Origin of the sequence: Devosia sp. BK, assembly GCF_032907385.1 — a bacterium.
GTDB lineage: Bacteria > Pseudomonadota > Alphaproteobacteria > Rhizobiales > Devosiaceae > Devosia.
In genome coordinates this window covers 2,314,075-2,336,589 of record NZ_JAIMBX010000001.1, presented here as the reverse complement: position 1 = coordinate 2,336,589, position 22,515 = coordinate 2,314,075, and the positions used below count along the sequence as shown (strand labels likewise).

Sequence of the window (22,515 nt, the reverse complement as noted above, 5' to 3'; positions counted from 1 at the left end):
AGTAACCTTTAGACCTTCGTGCTGCTTCGGCTTGGCACCAGCGAGTTGACAGGGACTGCCCATGGCCCGCGCCTATCCACAATCGGACTACGCAGACGCCGCCCACGAACCGGGAGCTGGCGACTGGCAGGCATTGCGTGGCGAACTGGTCGCCCTGCTCGATCAAGTCGAAAGCCGGTTTGGCGCGAGCGCCTCGCCAGCCAATGGCCTCTCGACCCGCGTCAAGCACCTGCGCGATCAGGTCGGCACCCCAGACACCTCCAATCGCCGCCGCGAAGCACTGAAAAGCGTCAAGCGTGCCGTCGATCGCTTCAATCATCAGGATGACGATGCCGATGATCTGACAGCGGCCATCAACGAAATCCGCTCCCGCCAGGGGCCAGCCGGCGTTTCGCTCCTCGATCGTCGCCCGGCCGATATGCCGGACTATCGCGATCTCTCCGTGCTCGTCTCGGGCATCGGCGATCGCATCGGCAATCTCGAAGGCCAGTTGCGCACCGTCCGCAACGGCTCGGAAGAGGTGCGCGAAGTCGCAAGCCAGGTCGAGCAACTGACCCAGGTCGTTGAACTGCTCGCCGGTGCCGTCGGCGAAACCGGCCAGGTCAAGCGCTTGGAAAAGCAGATCGCGGCGCTCGGCGCCATGATCGAGCAGGGTCCGCGCGTCGATCTCAGCGCCGTCAATGCCCGTCTCGACGACGTGTCCAATACCGTCGCCAAGCTTGCCGAACTCCAGGCCCAGCAGATGGAACGTGAAATCGTGCGCGAAGAACGCGCCGAGGCCGCGCCCAAGGGCAAGTCCATGGCCAAACTCGAACCGGCCATGGCCTCGATCGAAGCCAATGTCCGCAGCGTCTATGATCGCATCGATGCGATCGAGCGCAATATGAGCATTTCATCCGGCGATTTCGAGCGCCTGACCGGCGAAATGGCCGCTGTCACCCAAGCCCTGCGCGATCACTCTATCAACCCCGACCTCATCGTCTCCCGCGTCGATGCGCTTGCCGATCGTCTCGAACAGAGTGGCAGTGGATCGGGCGACGTGCTTGCCCTCAAGGATGATATCGCCGCGCTCAAGCAGGCCGTCATCACCGGCATGGAGCCGCGCTTTGCAAAAATCGAAAGCCAGATCGAAGCGCTGAGCACCAAGGTCGTGCCGGTCGATACCGGCGCCGTCGAAAGCCAGCTCAAGCGCCTGATGGTCCGCATGGACGAAGCCGGCGCCCAACTCGACGGCCTTGCCCGGCTCTATCACGATGCCGGCGACAAGCCCGATTTCGAGCAACTCGCCACTCTCGTCGCCGAACGCACCAGCGACGCCATGAGCCGCAAGGCGCCTGCGCCGGTCGCCATGTTCGGCCCCGAAAGCCTCAAGACCATCGAAGATCGCATTTCGAGCCTCGTGCGCTCGGTTTCGAAGACCCCCGACGCCGACACTCTTGCGCAGCTCATCGCCGAAAAGGCGTCGGCCGCCGTCGCCAAGTCCGGCGCCACGGCGCCCGCGTTCAATCCCGAAGGGTTTGAAGCGCTCGAAAAGCGCATGACCGCTGTCTTCAACACCGCCGGCAAAGATACCGCCGAGCGTCTGGCGCGCCTCGAAGCGGCCCTCGCCGCGCGCAATGCTGCGCCGACCGCCGCACCGCGCGCCGAAGCACCGGCTGCTGCACCGGCCCCAAAAGCCCCGGCCTATGTCGAAGACGACGATCTCGACGTCCAGTCCTCGCGGCTTGACCAACTCCTCTCGCGCCTCGATGCGCGTCAGCGCGACGATGCCATGCCGGCCAATCCCGCGGACGAAGCGCCGCTGGTCGATCGTGGTTTCAAGGAAGCGCCAAAAGCCAAGGCTGCGCCTGCCGCTGCACCACGCCCCGCCGCCAAGCCAGCGCCCAAAGCCGAAGTGCGCCCCGAAACTCCCGCCTTCGATCCCGAAAAGGTCGAGCGTCCGCCGCGCCCGCAATCGAGCTTTGCAGCCGAAAAGGAAAGCTTTGGCGCGCCACGCGTCGATGCCGCTCCCGCTGTCGAAGCGCCGCAGACCAATACCAGCACCTTCGTTGCCGCCGCGCGCCGTGCTCAGCGCGCCCGCCAGGAATTGCCCGCTGCGCCCTCGGGGTCGGATTCGATCATCGGCCGTGCCCTGGCGCGCGTAAAGCCGCAGCCCAAGGCCGAAGCCGCTGCCGTCGAAACGCCCGTGGCGCCCAAGCCGGAAAAGCGCCGTCCGCGCCAGCCTGCGCCAGAAGTCGCCCCGCAAAGCGCTGAAGACACCAATGACGCTCAGCCAAGCTTCCTCGTTCGCCATCGTCGCCCGCTTCTGCTTGCGGCAGCCGTCGTGGCCGTGTCCATGCTGACGCTCAATCTCGTCATGCAGCGCATGCGCGAGGATACGGCGGCTCCTGCAGCGGTCGAATCGACCGCGACCGACGCCACGCCGGAAGTGAGCTCGCTCACTATTCCGGTTGATCCTGCACCCTCGACCCAAACCTCCGAACTGATCGCGCCGCGCGTCATCGACATGGTCGATGCCACCTCGGTCGGCGCCATCAATCCGGGCGATCGCATGTCGTTCTCGCGCGCCCCGGAAGTCACGCCCATGCCGCCGGCGCTCTTCGCCGAACAGGCCAAGCCGCTGTCGACGACGGCTGAATCCGTCATCGAGGAAAACCCAGTCATCGGCGCGGTCAATCCTGCTGTTCAGGAAACCTTCGATCTACCGCCTGAAGCCGTTGGTCCCGAGGCCATGCGGCAGGCGGCAGCCGATGGCGACGCTCGCGCCCAATTCGAAATCGCGGCCATTTACACCGAAGGCCGCGCCGTCCCGGCCGACCCCAAGGAAGCGGCCGTCTGGTACGAACGCTCCGCGGCCCAGGGCTTTGCCCCGGCGCAATACCGTCTCGGCAGTCTCTATGAAGCGGGCACGGGGGTCGACAAGGACCTCGATATGGCTCGCCTGTGGTATCAGCGCTCCGCCGATGCCGGCAATCGCATGGCCATGCACAATCTTGCCGCGCTCTATGCCAGCGGCCAGCTTGGCGATCAGCAGTTCAACCAGGCTGCGGAATGGTTCGAGCGCGCCGCACAGCGCGGCATGACCGATAGCCAGTTCAATCTCGGCATGCTCTATGCCCGCGGCCTTGGCGTCGAGCAGGATTTCGAAAAGTCCTATAAGTGGTTCTCGCTCGCCGCCAAGCGCGGCGACGCGGATTCGGCCAAGGCCCGCGACGATATCGCCAAATCCCTGACTGCGGATGCCGTCAGCCGCATCACTGCCGAAGTCGATGCCTGGAAGGCCGAGCCGATCGAGCTCGAAGCCAACTTTGCGCCCATTGGCACCTGGATGAAGGATTTCAATCCCGGCGACGCGATCACGAGCAAAGAGGTGATTGCCCGCGTCCAGGAAGTGCTGACGCGCCTCGGCTACGATATCGGCAACCCGGACGGCGTCGCCGGCCCCAAGACCGCCGAAGCGATCAAGACTTTTGAACGCGGCACCGGTATGAACGAAACCGGCAAGATCAATCCGCGCCTTCTTGCGGTCCTTGGCAGTCAACCTGTCTGAGGCGCAGCCAACAAAAAGCCCCGCGCAAGCGGGGCTTTTTGTATTGGCACGATGCTAAAATCCGCCGCCGGTCTTGAAGCCACCGTGTTTTCGCGTGCCTGCGCTGCCCGTGCGCGGTCGCGAAAATCCGCCACCACTGCTCGAGCCCCCGCCGCTCCAGCCGCCACCGAATCCGCCGGGCGCCCGCGGCTTGCGATTGCCCGACGATCCACCGCCGCCACCAAAGCTGTTGTCGGGCCAGTTGAAGCCGCCGCCGCCCTCCCAGGGCGAGCCGCCTTGCCGCGACGAAGAATTGCCTGCGCCCCATTCGCTGCCCGGCGCCCAATTCTGGCTTTTGCGCCACTGGTCCCAATAGCTCGCCGCCGAAATGCCACCGCGCAGGAAATCGTTGAGCAGATCGCCCACGAGCCTGTCCTCGCGGAACGTCGAACGCGGATCGTCGAACCGCTGCTTCTTGAATTCCCACTGGATGTCTTCAAGCTCACGCCGCCGCGCCGCAAGCGTCCGGGCGCGATCGCGAAGGTCGCGGCTTTCTTCTTCTTCTTCGCGCATGCGGGTGCGCGCATCATCGATCTGGGCGACGATCGTATCGTCCTGACCGGTGCGCGTGCGGCGCGCTTCGGCGAGAAGCGTCTGGATATCTTCTTGTCCCAGGGCAGCGGCGAGCGCGGCCGCGGCAGAACTCAGCACGGGATTGTCGCTGCCATTGAGTTCTTGCAGCGACTGGGCCGCGGCATCACGCTTGTCTTCGGCCTCGACGATCGCGGCATCGATCGCATCGACATCGGCTTGCGCCTTTGCCCGCGCTTCGCGCAGGGGTTTACCGCCCGCCGCATCCGCCGCGGCATCGGCAAAAGCGGCGAGCTCGGCTTCTGCCGCTTCCGCGCCCGCCGATTGCCGCTCAGCATGTTCGCGAAGGCGCAGCGGGATATCGTTGAGCATGGCATAGTTCGGCCGTGCCTTGGCAAAGCCGACTAGCCCCGCAACGAGCCCATCGAGATAGCGCGTGAGATTGCCGCCACGATAGGCACTGGTCCCAAAGCCATTGTCCCAGAGATAGATAAAGAGCGGATCGTCGCGATAGGGTTTGCCCTTTTCCTCGCGATCGGCTTCCGCCTGCTTGGTCTTGTCGAGCGACTGATCGGCAATTTCGGCCAATGCCGCTGCCGCCTTGCGTTTCTCGATATAGGCCGGATCAGCCTCGAGCCGCACTGCAACCTCGCGAAGGAGCGCGTCGAGCGCCTGCTGTTTTTCAGCAAGCACAGCGACGGCATTGGCACGCCGCTCGATCAGCGACACGCGCCCGGCCTCAAAGCCGTCGAGCGTTTTCTGCGCGCCTTCGATAGCCTTGCCATGCGTTTTCAGCGTCTCGCGGGCGCGCACTTCGGCACTCGAAATCCGTCCGTCCAGTTCGCGCTGGATCGATGGGTCGAGCCGCAATTGCGCAAGCTGGCGGAACAGCTCCGCCTCGCTTTCCTTGACCTTGGCGATGACTTCGGAGGAGCGCGCCAGCCGGCGGGAGATTTCATCTTCTTCGCGGCGAATATCGCGCATTGCCTCTTCAAGGCTGGCGAGAGCCTGTGGACCGCCTATGCTCATGCCATCACCACTGCGTCACGGTGCCCTTGAGCACCGGCATCTGATATTCCACCTCGAGGAAACCGTCCGATTTCCGGCCCACTTCATTGGCCTGGATGATGCCATCGTCGCGCTTGTCGGCGGCGACAGCATTATAGACGCCTTCCGAGACGCGCTGGCCCCATTGCGCAACGACCTCGGTCTTGCCAGTTTCCTCGTTGAGAATGGGCAGGCTCAAAACCTTGCCATCGGGATCGATGGCTTCGACGACGAGATAATAATTGGTCGCGTCGGTGTTAATTTCCGGAAAGGTCCAAAAGCCCGATTGAACGTCGGAGCGATTGACGACCTGCACCACGTATTCCTGGCGGAGTTGATCGCGTAGTGCCGTAAGCCGCGCGACGATATCTTCGGCGCCAGTGCGATTGCCTTCGGCCGCAAAAGCCTTGCCGCGGCTGACGAGGCTATCGGCCTGCACGACGGCCTGCTGCACCTTGGTCTCATCGAATATGGTCTTGTAGAGAGCATCCATCTGGGCCGGTAGGCCCTCGCTCAGTTCCACCTGATCCTGATGAGCGCGACCTTCCGCGAAGGGTCGCACGACCCCGAAATAGCCAATGGCAAGGACTACAATCACGCCCACGACGATAAGGGCAGGGCGCCCCCAGCGCTTGCGGCTGACATAGAGGCGCGCCAGCGTCGTCTTGAAGCTTGGCGATGGCGGGTCATAGGCAAAGCGGCTTTCGGCCAGCGCCTCGACGCCTTGCTTGAGGATGTGATCGGGCACTTCGATGCCCTGCTGGCGATAGATCTCGCGCAGGCGTTCGATTAGCTGCGCTTCGCGCGCCGCGCCGTCGAGTTCGCGCACAGCCAGATCCTGTCGATGGCGCAGTGTGTCCACCACGTCCATCGCCAGCATGACTTCATCGAGAGGGGCAGCCGTCTTGGCCGTCGCGTCACTCATCCTCTGGGCCTATGTCTCCACCGGGCCCGATCAGTTCTTGGTTTCAAGCAGCAGGGCATTGCCCTCGGCCGCTAGCGTTGCGAGTCGGCGCTTGCCATCCTCGACGGCATCGCGGATTTCGGCCGAATTCTTGGTCGAAGCCACGCGCATCTCGTTGATGATCGTGCGGCTCTTTTCTTGGAAATTGACGACGCTATCGACGAGCTTTTTCACCGCGTCAGCGCGCACCGTCGGACCATAGCCAGCCCGAACCGCTTCTTCCTGTACCTTGTCGCCGATCTCGGAAAGCGTTTCCAGGCTCTTCGACATCCCTTCCTTCATCGCGTTCAGCGTCGCGGTCGATTCATGGAGACCAAACATGCCGGTGAACGAGGCGGAGAGGGCGGTGAGAACGGTTTCGTTGGTCGAAAAGAACGAGATCGACTGCTGATAGACGCGTTCCTTGGCATTGGTCGTCTGCATCAGCCGCGCCATCACCACTTCCGAGGTATTGTAGGAAATAGTCAGGTTGTCCGAGAGGTCCTTAGCAATCTGATAGCGCTTTTCTTCATTCTGCATGTCGCGCAGCTTTTCGTCGCGCGCCATTTCAAGACGGGCGCGATCAGCCGGCGCCGTCCCTGCAAAACCCGTCACTTCGTTCGACGCGGCCTGGAGAATGTTCTTTTTTTCCTCAAGGCGCTTTTCAGCGACCGCAAGCACTTCAAGCGCCATGACTTCCGACTGCTTCAGTGCCCCGCGGAAATCGCGATAGGCTTCCAAAATCGTCTGTTCGCGATCGATCTGATCCTTGGTGTCCTTGGTGACATCGAGATAGGTGTCGCGGATCTTGTTGAAGCGCGTCGCGATATCGCCGCGGCTGACCTTCATCCAGACGTTCGATGCGCGCTCGAGCAGGTCGAGCTTGTTGTCTTCCAACTGGTCGACCATGCCCTTGGCGTCGTCGCGAATGGAATCAAAACCCTTGGTGATCTCTTCGTAGCGCTCGCCGATCTTCATGGCGGCGACCTGTTCGCGCACCACTTCGTTGAAGGCGCTCGCCTGGGAGAGCGTGCGGCCGATCAGGATGACGCGCGTTTCGTCGAGTTCGGTAATCTGTTGCAAGAGGCCCGTGATCGGCTGCTCGCCCTGATTTTCCGGCCAGATGCCGAGGTCGCGGATGGCGTTGACGGCCTTGTCCAGATACTGCAGCGGCCGTTCCGTCACGGCACTGGTCGTGGTCTGCGGCGCGGTGGTCACTTGGTCGGTCATCGATCGCTCCCTGTGCATTTGGCGGCCCATCGAGGCCGTGGGGTGCCCATGCACCCTAGATTGCGCGGGAAGCCTCCGCTGACAATTGCATCGCCTCGCTCCCGCAACTATTTAGTCCATATTGGTGCGAAAAAGCCGCACGTAAAGACTGGGGTCCGCGACGATGATTTTGCCCAATTCTGCCAATCCACAAAAACGTCTTCGCGACGCGGTTTCTGCCTGATGGAGTTCGGTGGCCGCTATCTCATGTCCGCCCCGCGCAACCGCATCTGGGAGGCGCTGAACGACCCCGCCATGCTCAAGGCCGCCATTCCCGGCTGTAGCTACATCGACTGGTCCGGCGAAAACGCGCTCGACCTCGAGATCAAGGTCAATCTTGGCGTCATGCACCCAACCTTCAAAGGCGAGCTGACCCTTTCCAATATCGCCCCGGCGGAGAGCTATACCCTCTCGGGTCGTGGCAAGGGAGGTTTCATGGGTCTCGCCGAAGGCAGCGCCGATGTCACGCTCGCCGATGACGGCCCCAACACCATCCTCACCTTCACCGCCAATGGCGGCGCTTCGGGGCAGATCATGAAGCTCGGCAAGGCGCTGATCGGCAATTCGGCCCAGCGCATCATCGATGGCTTCTTCGAGCGGTTCGGTGCTGCGGCTGGCGTCGAGGTCACCCCGCTGCCGCGCGCTTAACGCGGCATTTACCCTAAGATTTGATTGCCGCCGCGCAGCCACAATCCAGCCCCGGCCCGTGCGTTAGAGACACGCCCATCAACCATTTGCAATTTGTCTCAAAATGAATATGACCAGCCAAACGCGTGACGGCATCGCGCTTTATCTCATTGCCGCAGTGGCCGTTCTCTGCGTGCTTTATGCCGATGTCGATCTCGGCACCCTGTTCCACGCGATCCTTGCGCGGTGGTAGTCATTTCCTCGTCGCGCTTGGGTGACAGAATATGTCCCCGAGAATTTTGACCATCCGGAAAAATAATAGCCGATCCCTCTTGCGGGGCGGGTCATTCAACGATTTTATTCTTTGTTAGGACATTGGGACTGGCCCCGAGGGGGTGCCAGGCCACACGATGTCAGACAGGGAGACTAAATCCATGAATTTCTCGACCCTCACTAAGGCTCTGTCCGGTGGTCTTGCTCTCAGCGCGATCCTGACCGGTGTGGCCTTGGCCGATCCGGCCGTGATCTATGACCTCGGCGGTAAGTTCGACAAGTCGTTCAACGAAGCGGCCTATAACGGCGCCGAAGCATGGAAGGCCGCTACCGGTGGCAGCTTCCTCGATCTCGAACTGCAGAACGACGCGCAGCGCGAACAGGCCCTCCGCCGCTTTGCCGGCCAGGGTGCAAATCCGATCGTAATGGCCGGCTTCTCCTGGACTGCCGCGCTGACCGCCGTGGCGCCGGAATTCCCCGATACCAATTTCGTCGTGATCGATACCGTCGTCGACGCGCCAAACGTGCAGTCGATCCTCTTTGACGAGCACACCGGCTCGTTCCTCGTCGGCGTTCTGGCCGCCATGAAGTCCGAAACCGGCACGGTCGGCTTTGTCGGCGGCATGGACGTTCCGCTGATCCACAAGTTCTATTGCGGCTATGCCCAGGGCGCCAAGGCTGCGAACCCGGATATCAAGCTGATCGAAAACTACACCGGCACCACGCCTGCCGCCTGGAATGACCCGGTCACCGCCGGCGAACTCGCCAAGGCTGCCGTCGATGCCGGCGCCGACGTCGTCTACGCAGCAGCCGGTGGTTCGGGCCTCGGTGTGCTCCAGGCCATGAAGGATGCTGGCAAGTTCTCGATCGGTGTCGATTCCAATCAGAACTACCTCCAGCCCGGTTCGGTCCTGACCTCGATGCTCAAGCGCGTCGACGTTGCCGTCCAGAACGCGCTGACCGAAGCTGCAGACGACGCAACCTTCAAGCCAGGCCTCACCGTTCTCGGCCTTGCCAATGACGGCGTCGGCTATGCGGTCGACGATAACAACAAGGACCTGCTCACGCCCGAAATGCTGGCCGCGGCCGAAGACTACAAGGCCAAGATCATCGCCGGTGAAGTCACCGTCCACGACTACACCACCGACTCGGCTTGCCCGCTCTAAGCGCTCGGCATGAGTGAGAACACCATGAACACGCAGCGGCCGGAAACGGCCGCTGTACCTCAACCGGCCAATGGCTGGGCGATCGAGCTTGAAAAGATCAACAAGCGGTTCGGCGCGGTTCACGCCAACAAGGACATCGATCTGAAAATTGCACGCGGCACCATCCACGGCATCGTGGGTGAGAATGGCGCTGGCAAATCCACGCTCATGTCCATCCTCTATGGCTTCTACACGGCCGACAGCGGCACGATCCGTGTCAATGGCGCCGAAGCCAATATCGCCGACAGCCGGCAGGCGCTCGCGCTCGGCATCGGCATGGTGCACCAGCATTTCATGCTGGTCGATAATTTCTCGGTCCTCGAAAACATCGTCCTCGGCGCCGAAGATTCCGGCTTCCTCAAGCCCAGCCTCAATCGCGCCCGCCAGGAGCTCGACCGGCTCGAAAAGGAATATGCGCTCGAAGTCGATCCCGATGCCATTATCGAGGATATTTCCGTCGGCCAGCAGCAGCGCGTCGAAATCCTGAAGGCGCTCTATCGCGGTGCCGAAACGCTCATTCTCGACGAGCCGACCGGCGTCCTGACGCCCAAGGAAGCCGACGACCTTTTCCGCGTCCTCGAAACGCTGCGCGCTCAGGGCAAGACGGTGATCCTCATCACCCACAAGCTGCGCGAGATCATGGCCATTACCGACAATGTCTCGGTCATGCGCCAGGGCGAAATGGTCGCGACCGTCAAGACAAGCGAAACCAGCCCCGAAGAACTGGCCGAACTCATGGTCGGCCGCCGCGTGCTTCTCCGCGTCGACAAGACCGCCGCCAATCCAGGCAAGACCCTCCTCGAAGTCCAGAATCTCGTCGTCGCCGACGATATGGGTGTCACCCGCGTCAAGGATGTCAGCTTTGCCATTCGTGCCGGCGAAATCGTCGGCATTGCCGGCGTCTCCGGCAATGGCCAGTCCGAATTGCTCGAATCCATCACCGGCATGCGCGATCAGAAATCGGGCACCGTCATCCTCAACGGCAAGCCGCTCTCGCTCGAGGGCGATGACGGTGCGGCCCGCGCCCGCCAGGCCGGCCTCGCTCACGTGCCCGAAGACCGCCAGCGCATGGGCCTCGTCACGACATTCCAGGAATGGGAAAACGCCATTCTCGGCTATCACGACAAGCCCGCCTATGGCTCCGGCGCCTTCCTCGATATCGCCGCCGCCAAGAAGGCCGCCGCCGATCAGGTCAAACTTTTCGACGTCCGCCCAGCCAATATCAATCTGAAGTCATCGCTCTTTTCCGGCGGCAATCAGCAAAAGATCGTCCTTGCCCGCGAAATGGAGCAGGACCCCGATGTGCTGATCATCGGCCAGCCGACCCGCGGCGTCGATATCGGGGCCATCGAATTCATCCACAATGAAATCATCAAGATGCGCGACGAGGGCAAGGCGATCCTCCTCGTCTCTGTCGAGCTCGATGAAATCCGCTCCCTCGCCGATCGCATCCTCGTCATGTTCGATGGCGTCATCGTCGGCGAAGCCGATCCAGCCACGGCCACCGAAGGCGAACTCGGCCTGATGATGGCCGGCATCAACAAGACCGCGCCCCGCACCATCGGCATTGCCGAACAGGGACCTCTTCCATGAGCGCAAGTAGACCTCTCCCGCGCTGGGCCGATATCGCCCTCCTGCCGGCCCTAAATCTTCTTCTCGCCTTCCTCGTCTCGGGCCTTGTCGTGCTGCTGGTCGGCGAAAATCCGTTCCATGCCATTCAGGTCATCCTTTATGGCGCCTTTGGCTATGGCGATGGTTTTGGCTACACACTCTATTATGCCACCAATTTCATCTTCACGGGGCTTGCGGTGGCTGTCGCCGCCCATGCCGGGCTCTTCAATATCGGTGGCGATGGCCAGGCCTATGTGGCCGGCCTCGGCGCCGTGGTCGTTGCGCTGGCGCTCGACCAGACCCATTGGCTCATCGCCATGCCGCTCGCCGTCATCGCGGCCGGCGCGGTCGGTGGCTTCTGGGCTTTCGTGCCCGGCTGGCTCCAGGCCAAGCGCGGCAGCCACGTCGTCATAACCACCATCATGTTCAATTTCATCGCCTCGGCACTGATGGTCTACATGGTCAATCGCGTGCTCAAGCCCGCCTCGACCATGGCTCCGGAATCCGAAACCATCGAAGTCGCCGGCCGCGTGCCGCAGCTTCGCCAGTTCTTCTCCTTCTTTGGCTATTCGCCAGTCAATCTCTCGATCGTCATCGCCATTGCGGCTCTGATCGGGGTCTATATCCTGATCTGGCACACCAAGTTCGGCTATGCCATGCGCGTCCTTGGCGCCAATCCGACGGCCTCGCGCTATGCCGGTATTTCAAATTCGAAGATGATCATGATCACTATGACCATTTCCGGCGCCCTCGCCGGCATGGTGGCGATCAATGAAGTCATGGGCGTGCAAAATCGTCTCGTGCTCGATTTCGTCGCCGGTGCAGGCTTTGTCGGTATCGCCGTCGCGCTTATGGGCCGCAATCACCCGATCGGCATTGCGCTCGCCGCCATTCTTTTTGGCGCGCTTTATCAGGGCGGGCAGGAATTGCAGTTCGTCATTCCCGGCATTACCCGCGAAATGATCGTCGTGATCCAGGCCTTGGTCATTCTCTTTACCGGCGCCATGGAAGGGCTTTTCCGCCCCTCGCTCGAGCGCGCCTTCATGCTGCTCTCGCCCGAGCAGAAATCCGAAGCCATTGCGGTCTCGACCGCCAAGCCGGAGAGCTGAGATGGATCTCGCCGTCATTCTCTCCGTCCTCGATGCCACGATCCGTCTCTCGACGCCGCTCCTCCTCGCCTGCTTGGCGGGGCTCTATTCGGAACGAGCCGGCATTTTCGATATTGGCCTCGAAGGCAAGATGCTCGCCGCGGCCTTTGCGGCCGGCGCCGTCGCCGCCATTTCCGGCTCCGCTTGGCTCGGCCTCATGGCCGGCATGGCCGTTTCGCTAGCAACGACGCTCTTGCAGGGTGCAGCCGCCATCACGCTCAAGGGCAATCAGTTGATTGCGGGCGTCGCCATTAACATGCTCGCGGCCGGCATGACGACCTTCCTCGGTCAGACATGGTTCAGCCAGGGCGGCCGCACGCCAGCACTCTCCGAAGGCGGCCGCTTCTCGCCCATCACGTTGCCCTTCGCCAATGAAGTCGCGGGCGTTCCCATTCTCGGCCCGATCTATTCCGAGCTGATTTCGGGCCATTACCTTCTGGTCTATATCGCCTTCATCATGGTCGCGGTGACAGCCTTCGTGCTCTACCGCACCCGCTTCGGCCTCCGCCTCCGCGCCGTCGGCGAAAACCCCAAAGCCGTCGACACCGCTGGCATTTCGGTGGTCAAGCAGCGCTATCAGGCCATCATCATCACCGGCCTTCTCTGCGGTCTCGCCGGAGCCTATTTCTCGATCGCGCAGGGCTCCGGCTTTGGCAACAACATGACAGCCGGCAAGGGCTATATCGCCCTCGCGGCGCTCATCTTTGCCAAGTGGAAGCCGGTCCCCGCCATGTTCACCTGTCTCCTCTTCGGCTTCCTCGATGCCCTGCAAATCCGCCTGCAGAATTTCGAGCTGCCGGTCATCGGCGTCGTCCCCGTCCAGGCCATCCAGGCTCTGCCCTATGTACTCACGGTCGTGCTCCTCGCCGGCTTCATCGGCAAGGCAGTCGGCCCCAAGGCAGGCGGCGTGCCGTACACGAAGGAGCGCTGAGGGAGGCTGGGGCGCACTTCACCTCTCCCTTGGGGGAGAGGTCGCCGCAAAGCGGCGGGTGAGAGGGCCTTAGGCACCCACATCGAAAGGCCCCCTCACCCGGTTTGCTTCGCAACCCGACCTCTCCCCCAAAGGGAGAGGTGAAAAAGCAGCAGAGGAGAACAAACAAATGACCACCACCAACGAATCCCTCTTCGCCGCCGCCGAAGCCATCCGCGCCAAGGCCTATGCGCCTTATTCCAATTTCCATGTTGGCGCCGCCATCCTCGCCGATGACGGCAAGATCTATTCCGGCTGTAACATCGAAAACGCCGCCTATCCGCAGGGCAATTGCGCTGAGACCTCAGCCATCGCCGCCATGATCGCCGGCGGCGCCCGCCGCATTACCCGCATCTATGTCACCGGCCCCGGCCAAAGCCCCGTCACCCCCTGCGGCGGCTGCCGCCAACGCATCCGCGAATTCGCCGATCTCGATGTGGAAGTGATCTCGCACGGCGTGGATGGATCGCCGCTGGTGCAGACGCTGGGGCAGCTCTTGCCGCACAGCTTTGGGCCGGAGTTTTTGGGCTTAGAGCCGGCCGCAGGCAAATTCACTCCGGTGGAGTGAATTTAGGCGAGAAGGCCGCGAGCGCTATGCGCGAGTGGCGGGGTAAACAAGCTATGCCAAAGAAGAAAGCCGAGAGGCAAAAATGACCAAAGCCGCCAAAACCATTCGCAAGATCGCCGGTGAAGAACCCATTGTCGCCGCGCTGACCCTTGGCTCTGGCCTCTCGGCCATTGGTGATCTGCTCGAAGACAAGGTCACCATTCCCTATTCCGAGCTCAAGGATTTCCCGGGTGCCGGCGTCTCCGGCCACGGCCGTGATCTCTTGATCGGCACCATGAGCGGCAAGCGCATCGCCATCCTCACCGGCCGCGAACACTATTATGAGCATGGCAATGCCGCCGCCATGCGTCCCGCGCTCGAAACCATGGCCGAGCTGGGCGCCAAGACGCTGCTCCTCACCAATTCCGCCGGTTCTCTCGACGAAAATCTGCGTCCCGGCGATCTCATGCTGATCTCTGATCACATCAACTATGCCGGCATGAACCCGCTGATCGGCGAGCCGACCGACCGCCGTTTTGTGAACATGGTCGATTGCTACAATTGCGATCTGCGCGCCAAGGCCAAGGCGGCGGGCGAAAAGCTCGGTATCAAGGTCGGGGAGGGGATCTACCTCTGGTATTCCGGCCCGAGCTTTGAAACCATCGCCGAAATTCAGATGGCCATCCGCCTCGGCGCCAATGCCGTGGGCATGTCGACCGCTCCGGAAGTGATCCTCGGGCGCTTCTTGGGGCTAAAAGTCTGGGCCTGTTCGTCCATCACCAATATGGGCGCCGGCCTTTCGAACGAAAACATCAGCCATGAGCATACCAAGACCATGGCGGTGCAAGGGGCGGCCAAGCTGCAAAAGCTGATCCCGGCCCTCGTGGAGGAGCTATGAGTCTCAAGGTCGTCGACAATAGCGGGAGCAGCCACGCGCCCGCGCACAAGCGTAATCCGGGCTACCCGCTCGATCTCGATTGGGTTGAACGCGTCCGCATGAACCGCTCGGCCCTCGAACGCCGCGCCGGCTCCATCGGCGCGCGCCGCACGGTCAAGAAGGACTACCAGCTCGCCTGGCTCCTCAAAGCCATCACGCTGATCGACCTGACGACGCTCAATGCCGACGATACACCCGGCCGCGTAGAGCGCCTCTGCGCCAAGGCGCGCAATCCGCTCCGCGCTGAAATCGTCGACAAGCTCGGGGTCGGTGATCTGCGCATCCTTCCCGGCGCCGTCTGCGTCTACCACACCTTCGTCAAGACCGCGGTCGACGCGTTGGAAGGGACCGGAATTCCAGTCGCCGCCGTCTCGACTGCCTTCCCCCACGGCCTCGCTCCCGTCGACACCAAGATCGCCGAAATCGAAGCCTCGGTAAGAGACGGCGCTCAGGAAATCGACATTGTCATCGAGCGCGGCATGGTCCTGCGCGGCGATTGGCAGGCGCTTTACGATCAGGTCCGCGCCTTCCGCAAGGCCTGCGGCGACGCGCATATCAAGACCATTTTGGGCACGGGCGAACTCGCCACCCAGACCAATATCGCCAAAGCCTCGCTCGTCTGCATGCTGGCCGGCGCCGATTTCATCAAGACCTCGACCGGCAAGGAAAAGGTCAACGCCAATCTCGTCACCTCGCTGACCATGATCCGCATGATCCGCTGGTTCAATGAAGAGACCGGCATCGAGATCGGCTACAAACCAGCCGGCGGTATCGCGACCGCGGGCGACGCGCTCAAATATATGGCGCTGATGAAAGAGGAACTGGGGACCCATTACCTGAATCCCCATTTATTCCGTTTCGGCGCTAGCGGATTGTTAACGGATATAGAACGTCAACTCGAGCACGGGTTAACCGGCCACTACGCCGCCGACTACCGCCAGCCGATGGTGTGAGGCCACAAATGAACAAGATCGCACAAATCTTCGAAACCCTCGAATACGGCCCCGCACCCGAAACTGCTGACCAGGCAAATGCCTGGCTCGACAGCAAAAATCGGACTTTTGGCCACTTCATCGACGGCGCCTGGACCGCCCGCGGCAAGACCTTTGCCTCGACCAATCCGGCAACAGGCGAAAAACTGGCCGACATCACCGACGGCACCTCTGCCGACGTCGATTCAGCTGTAGCTGCCGCCCGCGCCGCCTTCCCATTGTGGAGTGGTCTAAGTGGTTATGAGCGCGGGAAATTTCTCTATTCCATCGCCCGCATGATCCAGAAGCACAGCCGCCTCTTCGCCGTGCTCGAAACCATGGACAACGGCAAGCCAATCCGCGAAAGCCGCGACGCCGATATCCCCTTGGTAGCACGGCATTTTTATCACCACGCCGGCTGGGCCACACATCTCGAACGTGAATTCCCCGACCATGTCCCCTATGGTGTCTGCGGCCAGATCATCCCGTGGAATTTCCCGCTGCTGATGCTGGCCTGGAAGATCGCACCGGCTCTCGCCGCCGGCAATACGGTGGTCCTCAAACCCGCCGAATTCACGTCGCTCACTGCGCTACTTTTCGCTGAAATCTGTGAGCGCGTCGGCCTTCCCAAGGGCGTCGTCAACATAGTCACGGGCGAAGGCGAGACGGGCGCGGCCCTGGTAAACCATTCCGACGTCGACAAAATCGCCTTCACCGGTTCGACCGAAGTGGGAAAAATCATTCGCGCCGCCACGGCCGGAACCGGCAAGGGCCTGTCGCTCGAACTCGGCGGCAAATCGCCCTACATCGTCTTCGAAGATGCCGATCTCGACTCGGCGGTTGAAGGTTTGGTGGAAGCGATATGGTTCAACCAGGGCCAGGTGTGCTGCGCCGGCTCGCGCCTTCTGGTCCAAGAATCCATCGAGGAACGCTTCATCGCCAAGGTGAAGAAGCGCATGGTAAATCTCCGCGTCGGTGATCCCCTTGATAAATCAGTCGATATCGGCGCGCTGGTTGCCCCGGTGCAGGTCGACCGCATCCGCGACCTGATGAAAAAGGGCGTTGCCGAAGGCGCGGTGGTCTACGAGCCCGATGGCACAGTACCGGCCAATGGCTGCTTCCTGAAACCGGCCCTCGTCACCAATGTCTCCCCCGCTAACACTCTTGTGGCAGAAGAGATTTTTGGCCCCGTTCTGGTCGCCATGAGCTTCCGCACGCCCGAGGAAGCCGTGGCTCTCGCGAACAATACGCGCTATGGCCTCGCCGCGACGCTCTGGAGCGAGAACATCAATCTCGCGCTCGATATCGCACCCAAGCTCAAGGCCGGCGTCGTCTGGATCAACGGCACCAACCAGTTCGATGCAGCCGTCGGTTTCGGCGGATATAAAGAATCCGGTTTCGGTCGCGAAGGTGGCCGCGAGGGGATGGGCGCTTACTTGAAACCCAAGTGGGAAAAGGCGCTCCACCCGGCTCCTGCGGCGACGTCGGTTCCTGCCAAGGCGGCAAACCCGCTCGATGCCGAACATCTCGACCAGACAGCCAAGATGTATATCGGCGGCAAGCAGGCACGGCCCGATAGCGGCTATAATCGGCCGGTCCATGGCACTGACGGCGCGCTCGTCGGCGAAGTCGGCGATGGCAATCGCAAGGATATTCGCAATGCCGTCGAAGCGGCTCGCGCCGCGCTTGGCTGGGGCACGACTGCAGCGCATTCCCGCGCGCAGATCCTCTATTTCCTTGCCGAAAATCTCGACTATCGCCGGGACGAATTCGCGGCGCGCATCAAGGTGCAGACCGGCGATGACGGCTCCAAGGAAGTCGCTCAGTCCGTCGAGCGCCTGTTCGCCTTTGCTGGCTGGGCCGACAAATATGATGGGGCGGTGCACAACCCGCCCATGCGCGCCGTTGCCGCCGCCATGGTCGAGCCGCTTGGCGTGATCGGCGTGGTTGCTCCAACCTCGCGCCCGCTGCTCGGCTCGATCGCGCTGATCGCTCCAGCGCTCGCCATGGGGAATACCGTCGTGCTAGTGCCTTCGGAGGGCTCGCCGCTGTCGATGACCGATTTTTACCAGGTGCTCGAAACCTCCGACATGCCTTCTGGCGTCGTCAACATCGTCACCGGTGAAAGTGTCAGCCTTGCCAAGACCTTGGCTGAGCACGATGGTGTCGATGGGCTCTGGTTCGCCGGTTCTGCCGAAGGCTCTGCCATGGTCGAAAAGGCGTCGGTGAGCAATCTCAAGCAGACCTGGACGAGCCGCGGGCTCTACTATGATCTTGCCGATCAGCGCTTTGCCGGGGACTATTTCCTCGGTAAGGCGACGCAGGTGAAGAACGTCTGGATTCCATACGGGGCGTGAGCCCAAGTCACCCCCTCCCAGCCTCCCCCTGATAGGGGGAGGGGCGCGTCGGTTCTTGCCGAACCATCGAGACGACCTCTAGGCTATTCCTCCCCTAGTAGGGGGAGGTTAGGTGGGGGTAATTCTTCAGAGCTGAAAGCCATCCAATGGTCTTCCTCCCCCAAGAAGTGATCCTGAAAAAGCGCAATGGCGAGAAACTTCCCAAGGAAGACATCGCCCGCTTCATCGTCGGCTTTGCCGAAGGGACGGTGTCCCATGCGCAGGCGGCCGCTTTTGCCATGGCGGTCTATTTTCGGGATATGAGCATGGATGAGCGCGTCGCGCTGACGCTCGCCATGCGCGATTCCGGAAGCGTGCTCGATTGGTCCGATCTCGATGGTCCGGTCGCGGACAAGCATTCGACCGGCGGTGTGGGCGACAATGTTTCGCTGATGCTTGCGCCGATCCTTGCCGCCATCGGCATCTATGTGCCGATGATTTCCGGCCGCGGCCTGGGCCACACGGGCGGTACGCTCGATAAATTCGATTCCATTCCCGGCTATCAGACCCAGCCCGACAATACGCTCTTCCGCAACGCGGTGCAGCAGGCCGGCTGCGCCATTATCGGCCAGACCGCCGATCTCGCGCCAGCCGACAAGACGCTTTACGCCATTCGCGACGTGACCGGAACGGTCGAATCCATCTCCCTGATCACCGCATCGATCCTGTCGAAGAAACTGGCTGCAGGCCTTGGAGCATTGGTGCTCGACGTCAAGACGGGTTCTGGCGCCTTCATGCCGACCCTCGAAGCATCCCGCGATCTCGCCAAAAGCCTGGTGGATGTGGCCAATGGTGCCGGCCTCAAGACCGGCGCTTTGATTACCGATATGAACCAGCCTCTGGCGAGTGCTGCGGGCAATGGCCTCGAGATGCGCAATGCCGTCGAATTTCTGACGGGTAAGCACCAGGACCGGCGCCTTCGCGAAGTGACACTTGCCTTGTCGGCGGAAATTTCCCTGATGACCGGAATGGCGGAAACGTCTGCCGCCGCTCGCAAAAAAGTGGAAGTCGCCCTCGATAGCGGCAAGGCGACGGAGCACTTTTCGAAAATGGTTTCTGTGCTGGGTGGCCCGGCCGATTTCGTCGAGCGCATGGATGAGCATCTGCAGCCGGCGCCGATCGTTCGCGACGTTCTCGCGGGAGGCCGCGGCACGATCGCCGAGATCAATACGCGCGGCGTCGGCATGGCGGTTGTCGCCCTTGGTGGCGGTCGGGCAACGCCGACGGACGCCATCGATCATCGGGTGGGGTTCGATCGCCTGCTTGGTCTTGGCGCGGAAGTCGAACCAACTACCCCGATCGCCCGCATCCACGCCGCCGATGAAGCTTCGGCAGCCGATGCCGAAGCGCGTCTGCGCTCTGCCTATTTCGTCGGCTCCGGCGCGCCAAAATTCGCATTGATCGCCGACCGCATCACCGCCACGGAGTAAGCCCATGCCACGCGCAATTGTCTGCCTTCTCGACAGTGTCGGCATTGGCGGCTCGCCTGATGCCAATCAATATGGCGACCAGGGCGCCAATACGGTCGGCCATATCGCCGAATGGGCCGCCGAGGGCAGGGCGGACAGAGCCGGCCTCCGTTCCGGTTCGCTCAATGTGCCGAACATGGACGCCATGGGCCTTGGGGCAGCGATCAAACTGTCCACGGGCAGCCTGCCACCCAATCTCAGCGATGTGCCAAAGGGCGGCCGGTTCGGCGTTGGTCGTGAGATCTCGCGCGGCAAGGATACGCCATCGGGGCATTGGGAAATCGCCGGCGTGCCGGTGCCTTTCGATTGGGGCTATTTTCCACAATCCGAACCAACCTTTCCGCCGCACCTGATCGAAGAATTTGTTCGACGCGCTGAGCTCCCCGGCATTTTGGGCGACAAGCATGCTTCGGGTACGGACATCATCGCTGCGCTCGGCGAAGAGCATATCCGCACCGGCAAGCCGATCTGCTACACCTCGATCGATAGCGTCTTCCAGATAGCGGCGCATGAAAGCCACTTTGGGCTCGAGCGGCTCTACGAGATCTGCAGACAAGCCTTCGAACTGACGGCGCCGCTCAATATCGGTCGCGTCATCGCTCGGCCGTTCGTTGGCGACACCCCGGACACGTTCAAGCGCACCGGCAATCGTCGTGATTTCGCCATTCCGCCACCAGAACCAACATTGCTTGATCGCAATCAGGCGGCCGGCAATCAGGTCTATGCGGTTGGGAAAATTTCGGACATTTATGCCGGTTCCGGCGTGACCCACAAGATCAAGGGGACCGGGATTCCGCAGTTGTTCGACAAGACGCTCGACGCCATGGAAATGGCCGCAGACCGCGCTTTCATAATGACCAATTTCGTCGATTTCGATTCTGAGTATGGTCATCGCCGGGATGTGCCGGGTTATGCCGCGGCACTCGAATTGTTCGATGCGCGGCTGCCCGAACTGATCGCCAAGATGCGTTACGACGATCTGCTCGTCCTGACGGCTGACCACGGCAATGATCCGACGTGGCCGGGCACCGATCACACGCGCGAACAGGTGCCGATCCTCGTCTTTTCCCCAGCCCTCCCCAAAGGAGAGATTGGCATTCGCTCCACCTTCGCAGATATTGGGGAAAGCATAGCCGCATGGCTCGGGCTGGCGCCCGGCCGCCACGGCAGGTCCTTCCTGTAACCGAGAGAGATGATCGATATGAGCAAAGTCGTGGGCAATGTCACAGTCATCGATCACCCGCTGATCCAGCACAAGCTGACGATCATGCGCAACAAGGAGACCTCCATCGCCGGTTTCCGGCGGCTGCTGCGCGAGATTGCTCACCTGATGTGCTATGAAGTGACGCGCGATCTGGAGCTTGAAATGATTCCGATCGACACGCCCATGGCGACGATGGATTCGCCTGCCATCAAGGGCAAGAAGCTGGTTTTCGCCTCAATCCTGCGCGCCGGTAACGGTCTTCTCGATGGCATGCTCGATCTCGTCCCAGCCGCGCGCGTCGCCCATATCGGCATCTATCGCGACCACGAGACGCTCGAGCCGGTCGAATACTACTTCAAGGCGCCATCCAACCTTGAAGACCGCCTGATCATCGTCGTCGATCCCATGCTGGCGACCGGCAATTCGGCCACGGCCGCGATCGAAAAGCTCAAGGAGCGCGGCGCCAACAATATCCGCTTTCTTTGCCTGCTCGCTGCGCCCGAAGGCATCGTCAATTTTGAGAAGGCACATCCGGATGTGCCGGTTTATACAGCCTCGATCGACAGCCATCTCAACGAGAAGGGCTATATCATTCCTGGTCTTGGCGACGCCGGCGACCGCATGTACGGCACGCGATAAGCTATGGCAAAACTCGCACATTCGATGATCCGCGTGCTCGATGAAGCGCGGTCTGTGGATTTTTATCGCCGCGCCTTTGGGCTCGAAATCGTCAACCGGATCGAATTTGCCGAATTCACGCTGGTCTATATGGCCCATGAACTCGATGGCTTCGAGCTGGAACTGACCATCAATCACGGCCGCGCCGAGCCCTATAATCTCGGCGACGGCTATGGGCATCTCGCAGTCGTCGTGGACAATCTGCAGGCCGAGCACGAGCTGTTCACGGCCGAAGGATTTACTGTCGGCAAGGTGGTGGATTTCAAGAACGGCAATGTGCCCGTCGCGCGCTTCTTCTTCGCGACCGACCCCGACGGCTACAAGATTGAAGTGATCCAGAAGGGTGGTCGCTTCCAATAAACGCCACAGATGAAAAACCCCGGATCGCTCCGGGGTTTCTTGTTATTTGGCCTTGAGCGGCAAGCCGAGGGCGATTAGCTCGGCGCGGAGGGCGACGGGATCCTTGAAGTGGATGCCGTGCATGCCGAACTTGCGGGCGGCGACGATATTGGGCTCGCTATCGTCGATGAAGACGCAGGAATCTGGCGCAAAGCCGTAGCGTTCGCAGAATACGCGATAGATGCGCGGATCGGGTTTAACGAGGCCTTCGAGGCCCGAAACGATGACGCCGTCGAATTTTTCGAGGAACGGCCATTCGCCAAGGCAGCTCACCCATTTTTCCCAGGAGAAATTGGTGATGGCGAAGGTTGGGACATCCTGCTCGATCAGCTCGTTGTGGATGTCGATCGTGCCGTGGATAAAGTCGCCGAGCGTTTCTTTCCAGCGGAGATCAAAGGCCTGGATTTCGCGCCAATATTTCGGAAACCGCGTGATCAGCTTGGCGACGCCTTCGGCGTAGATTTCGCCAGCGTCGAATTCGAGATTCCAATCGCCGGTGCAAATATTCTGGTGAAACCACAGCGCATCCTCCTCGCTCTCGAAGAGCTTGCGGAACAGATACATAGGGTTCCAGTCGACGAAAACGCCGCCCAGGTCGAAGACGGGGATAATTGTGTCGTTCATGCTCTTGATCGGTTCGAGGTGAAGCTCACCGCTTCTGGCATGTCGCGCTTGGGTCGGCAACCGCAGCCTGTCGGATC

Annotated in this window: 18 protein-coding genes and 1 pseudogene; 15 read left to right on the top strand and 4 right to left on the bottom strand. The window is 61.5% G+C overall.

Annotated features, from left to right (window positions below; genetic code table 11):
* Window positions 1-61 precede the first annotated feature (61 nt).
* Window positions 62-3,550 carry a peptidoglycan-binding protein gene (locus DevBK_RS11425; protein WP_317185508.1) on the top strand — a complete coding sequence of 1,163 codons (3,489 nt, stop codon included), beginning with the start codon at window positions 62-64 and terminating at the stop codon, window positions 3,548-3,550.
* Between the two features lie 54 nt (window positions 3,551-3,604).
* Here DevBK_RS11425 and DevBK_RS11420 read toward each other — a convergent pair whose 3' ends face one another.
* Genes DevBK_RS11420 through DevBK_RS11410 form a run of 3 tightly spaced genes read right to left on the bottom strand, consistent with a single transcriptional unit; the run spans window position 3,605 to window position 7,340 of the window.
* Complete coding sequence (locus tag DevBK_RS11420; RefSeq protein WP_317185507.1) at window positions 3,605-5,149, bottom strand: hypothetical protein; 1,545 nt, start codon at window positions 5,147-5,149, stop codon at window positions 3,605-3,607.
* Window positions 5,150-5,153: 4 nt separating this feature from the next.
* A complete protein-coding gene (locus DevBK_RS11415) occupies window positions 5,154-6,092 on the bottom strand; it encodes a DUF6384 family protein (RefSeq protein WP_061907630.1) in 939 nt (312 codons plus the stop codon).
* A gap of 30 nt (window positions 6,093-6,122) precedes the next feature.
* Window positions 6,123-7,340: a cell surface protein gene (locus tag DevBK_RS11410; protein ID WP_317185506.1), complete on the bottom strand. Its 1,218-nt coding sequence runs from the start codon at window positions 7,338-7,340 to the stop codon at window positions 6,123-6,125.
* A 222-nt stretch (window positions 7,341-7,562) separates the two neighbouring features.
* On the opposite strand from DevBK_RS11410, the gene DevBK_RS11405 reads away from it, so the two are divergent.
* The 14 genes and pseudogenes from DevBK_RS11405 to DevBK_RS11340 all read left to right on the top strand — a co-directional run bounded on the left by DevBK_RS11405 (window position 7,563) and on the right by DevBK_RS11340 (window position 21,775).
* Window positions 7,563-8,027: a carbon monoxide dehydrogenase subunit G gene (locus DevBK_RS11405; protein ID WP_317185505.1), complete on the top strand. Its 465-nt coding sequence runs from the start codon at window positions 7,563-7,565 to the stop codon at window positions 8,025-8,027.
* Window positions 8,028-8,136: 109 nt separating this feature from the next.
* On the top strand, window positions 8,137-8,259 hold the full coding sequence (locus DevBK_RS11400) for a hypothetical protein (RefSeq protein ID WP_280137162.1): 123 nt from the start codon (window positions 8,137-8,139) through the stop codon (window positions 8,257-8,259).
* A 181-nt stretch (window positions 8,260-8,440) separates the two neighbouring features.
* Window positions 8,441-9,445 carry a BMP family ABC transporter substrate-binding protein gene (locus tag DevBK_RS11395; RefSeq protein ID WP_317185504.1) on the top strand — a complete coding sequence of 335 codons (1,005 nt, stop codon included), beginning with the start codon at window positions 8,441-8,443 and terminating at the stop codon, window positions 9,443-9,445.
* Window positions 9,446-9,469: 24 nt separating this feature from the next.
* On the top strand, window positions 9,470-11,077 hold the full coding sequence (locus DevBK_RS11390; protein WP_317185613.1) for an ABC transporter ATP-binding protein: 1,608 nt from the start codon (window positions 9,470-9,472) through the stop codon (window positions 11,075-11,077).
* Entirely contained in the window at window positions 11,074-12,204 is a 1,131-nt protein-coding gene (locus DevBK_RS11385; protein WP_061907635.1) for an ABC transporter permease, read from the top strand. The genes DevBK_RS11390 and DevBK_RS11385 overlap by 4 nt, the downstream gene beginning before the upstream one ends.
* A gap of 1 nt (window position 12,205) precedes the next feature.
* The gene (locus DevBK_RS11380; RefSeq protein ID WP_317185503.1) at window positions 12,206-13,174 is read left to right on the top strand and encodes an ABC transporter permease; all 969 of its coding nucleotides are present in this window, start codon (window positions 12,206-12,208) and stop codon (window positions 13,172-13,174) included.
* A 148-nt stretch (window positions 13,175-13,322) separates the two neighbouring features.
* Window positions 13,323-13,781 (top strand): annotated as a pseudogene (locus DevBK_RS11375) (cytidine deaminase); the annotation flags it as partial.
* Window positions 13,782-13,863: 82 nt separating this feature from the next.
* The gene (locus DevBK_RS11370) at window positions 13,864-14,658 is read left to right on the top strand and encodes a purine-nucleoside phosphorylase (RefSeq protein ID WP_317185502.1); all 795 of its coding nucleotides are present in this window, start codon (window positions 13,864-13,866) and stop codon (window positions 14,656-14,658) included.
* The gene (gene deoC / locus DevBK_RS11365; RefSeq protein WP_061907639.1) at window positions 14,655-15,650 is read left to right on the top strand and encodes a deoxyribose-phosphate aldolase; all 996 of its coding nucleotides are present in this window, start codon (window positions 14,655-14,657) and stop codon (window positions 15,648-15,650) included. Before DevBK_RS11370 ends, deoC begins: the two co-directional genes overlap by 4 nt.
* A gap of 8 nt (window positions 15,651-15,658) precedes the next feature.
* Window positions 15,659-18,025 (top strand): aldehyde dehydrogenase family protein, encoded by a 2,367-nt coding sequence (locus DevBK_RS11360; RefSeq protein WP_317185501.1) that lies wholly within the window; start codon window positions 15,659-15,661, stop codon window positions 18,023-18,025.
* 146 nt (window positions 18,026-18,171) lie between these two features.
* Window positions 18,172-19,494: a thymidine phosphorylase gene (deoA, locus tag DevBK_RS11355; RefSeq protein WP_062629331.1), complete on the top strand. Its 1,323-nt coding sequence runs from the start codon at window positions 18,172-18,174 to the stop codon at window positions 19,492-19,494.
* Between the two features lie 4 nt (window positions 19,495-19,498).
* The gene (locus DevBK_RS11350) at window positions 19,499-20,716 is read left to right on the top strand and encodes a phosphopentomutase (protein ID WP_061907642.1); all 1,218 of its coding nucleotides are present in this window, start codon (window positions 19,499-19,501) and stop codon (window positions 20,714-20,716) included.
* Between the two features lie 18 nt (window positions 20,717-20,734).
* Window positions 20,735-21,376, top strand: coding sequence for a uracil phosphoribosyltransferase (upp, locus tag DevBK_RS11345; RefSeq protein WP_061908069.1), 642 nt, complete (start codon window positions 20,735-20,737; stop codon window positions 21,374-21,376).
* Between the two features lie 3 nt (window positions 21,377-21,379).
* Window positions 21,380-21,775, top strand: a complete 396-nt coding sequence (locus tag DevBK_RS11340) for a VOC family protein (protein ID WP_317185500.1) — start codon at window positions 21,380-21,382, stop codon at window positions 21,773-21,775.
* A 42-nt stretch (window positions 21,776-21,817) separates the two neighbouring features.
* Here DevBK_RS11340 and DevBK_RS11335 read toward each other — a convergent pair whose 3' ends face one another.
* Window positions 21,818-22,438 carry an HAD family hydrolase gene (locus tag DevBK_RS11335; protein WP_062629333.1) on the bottom strand — a complete coding sequence of 207 codons (621 nt, stop codon included), beginning with the start codon at window positions 22,436-22,438 and terminating at the stop codon, window positions 21,818-21,820.
* Between the last annotated feature and the right edge of the window lie 77 nt (window positions 22,439-22,515).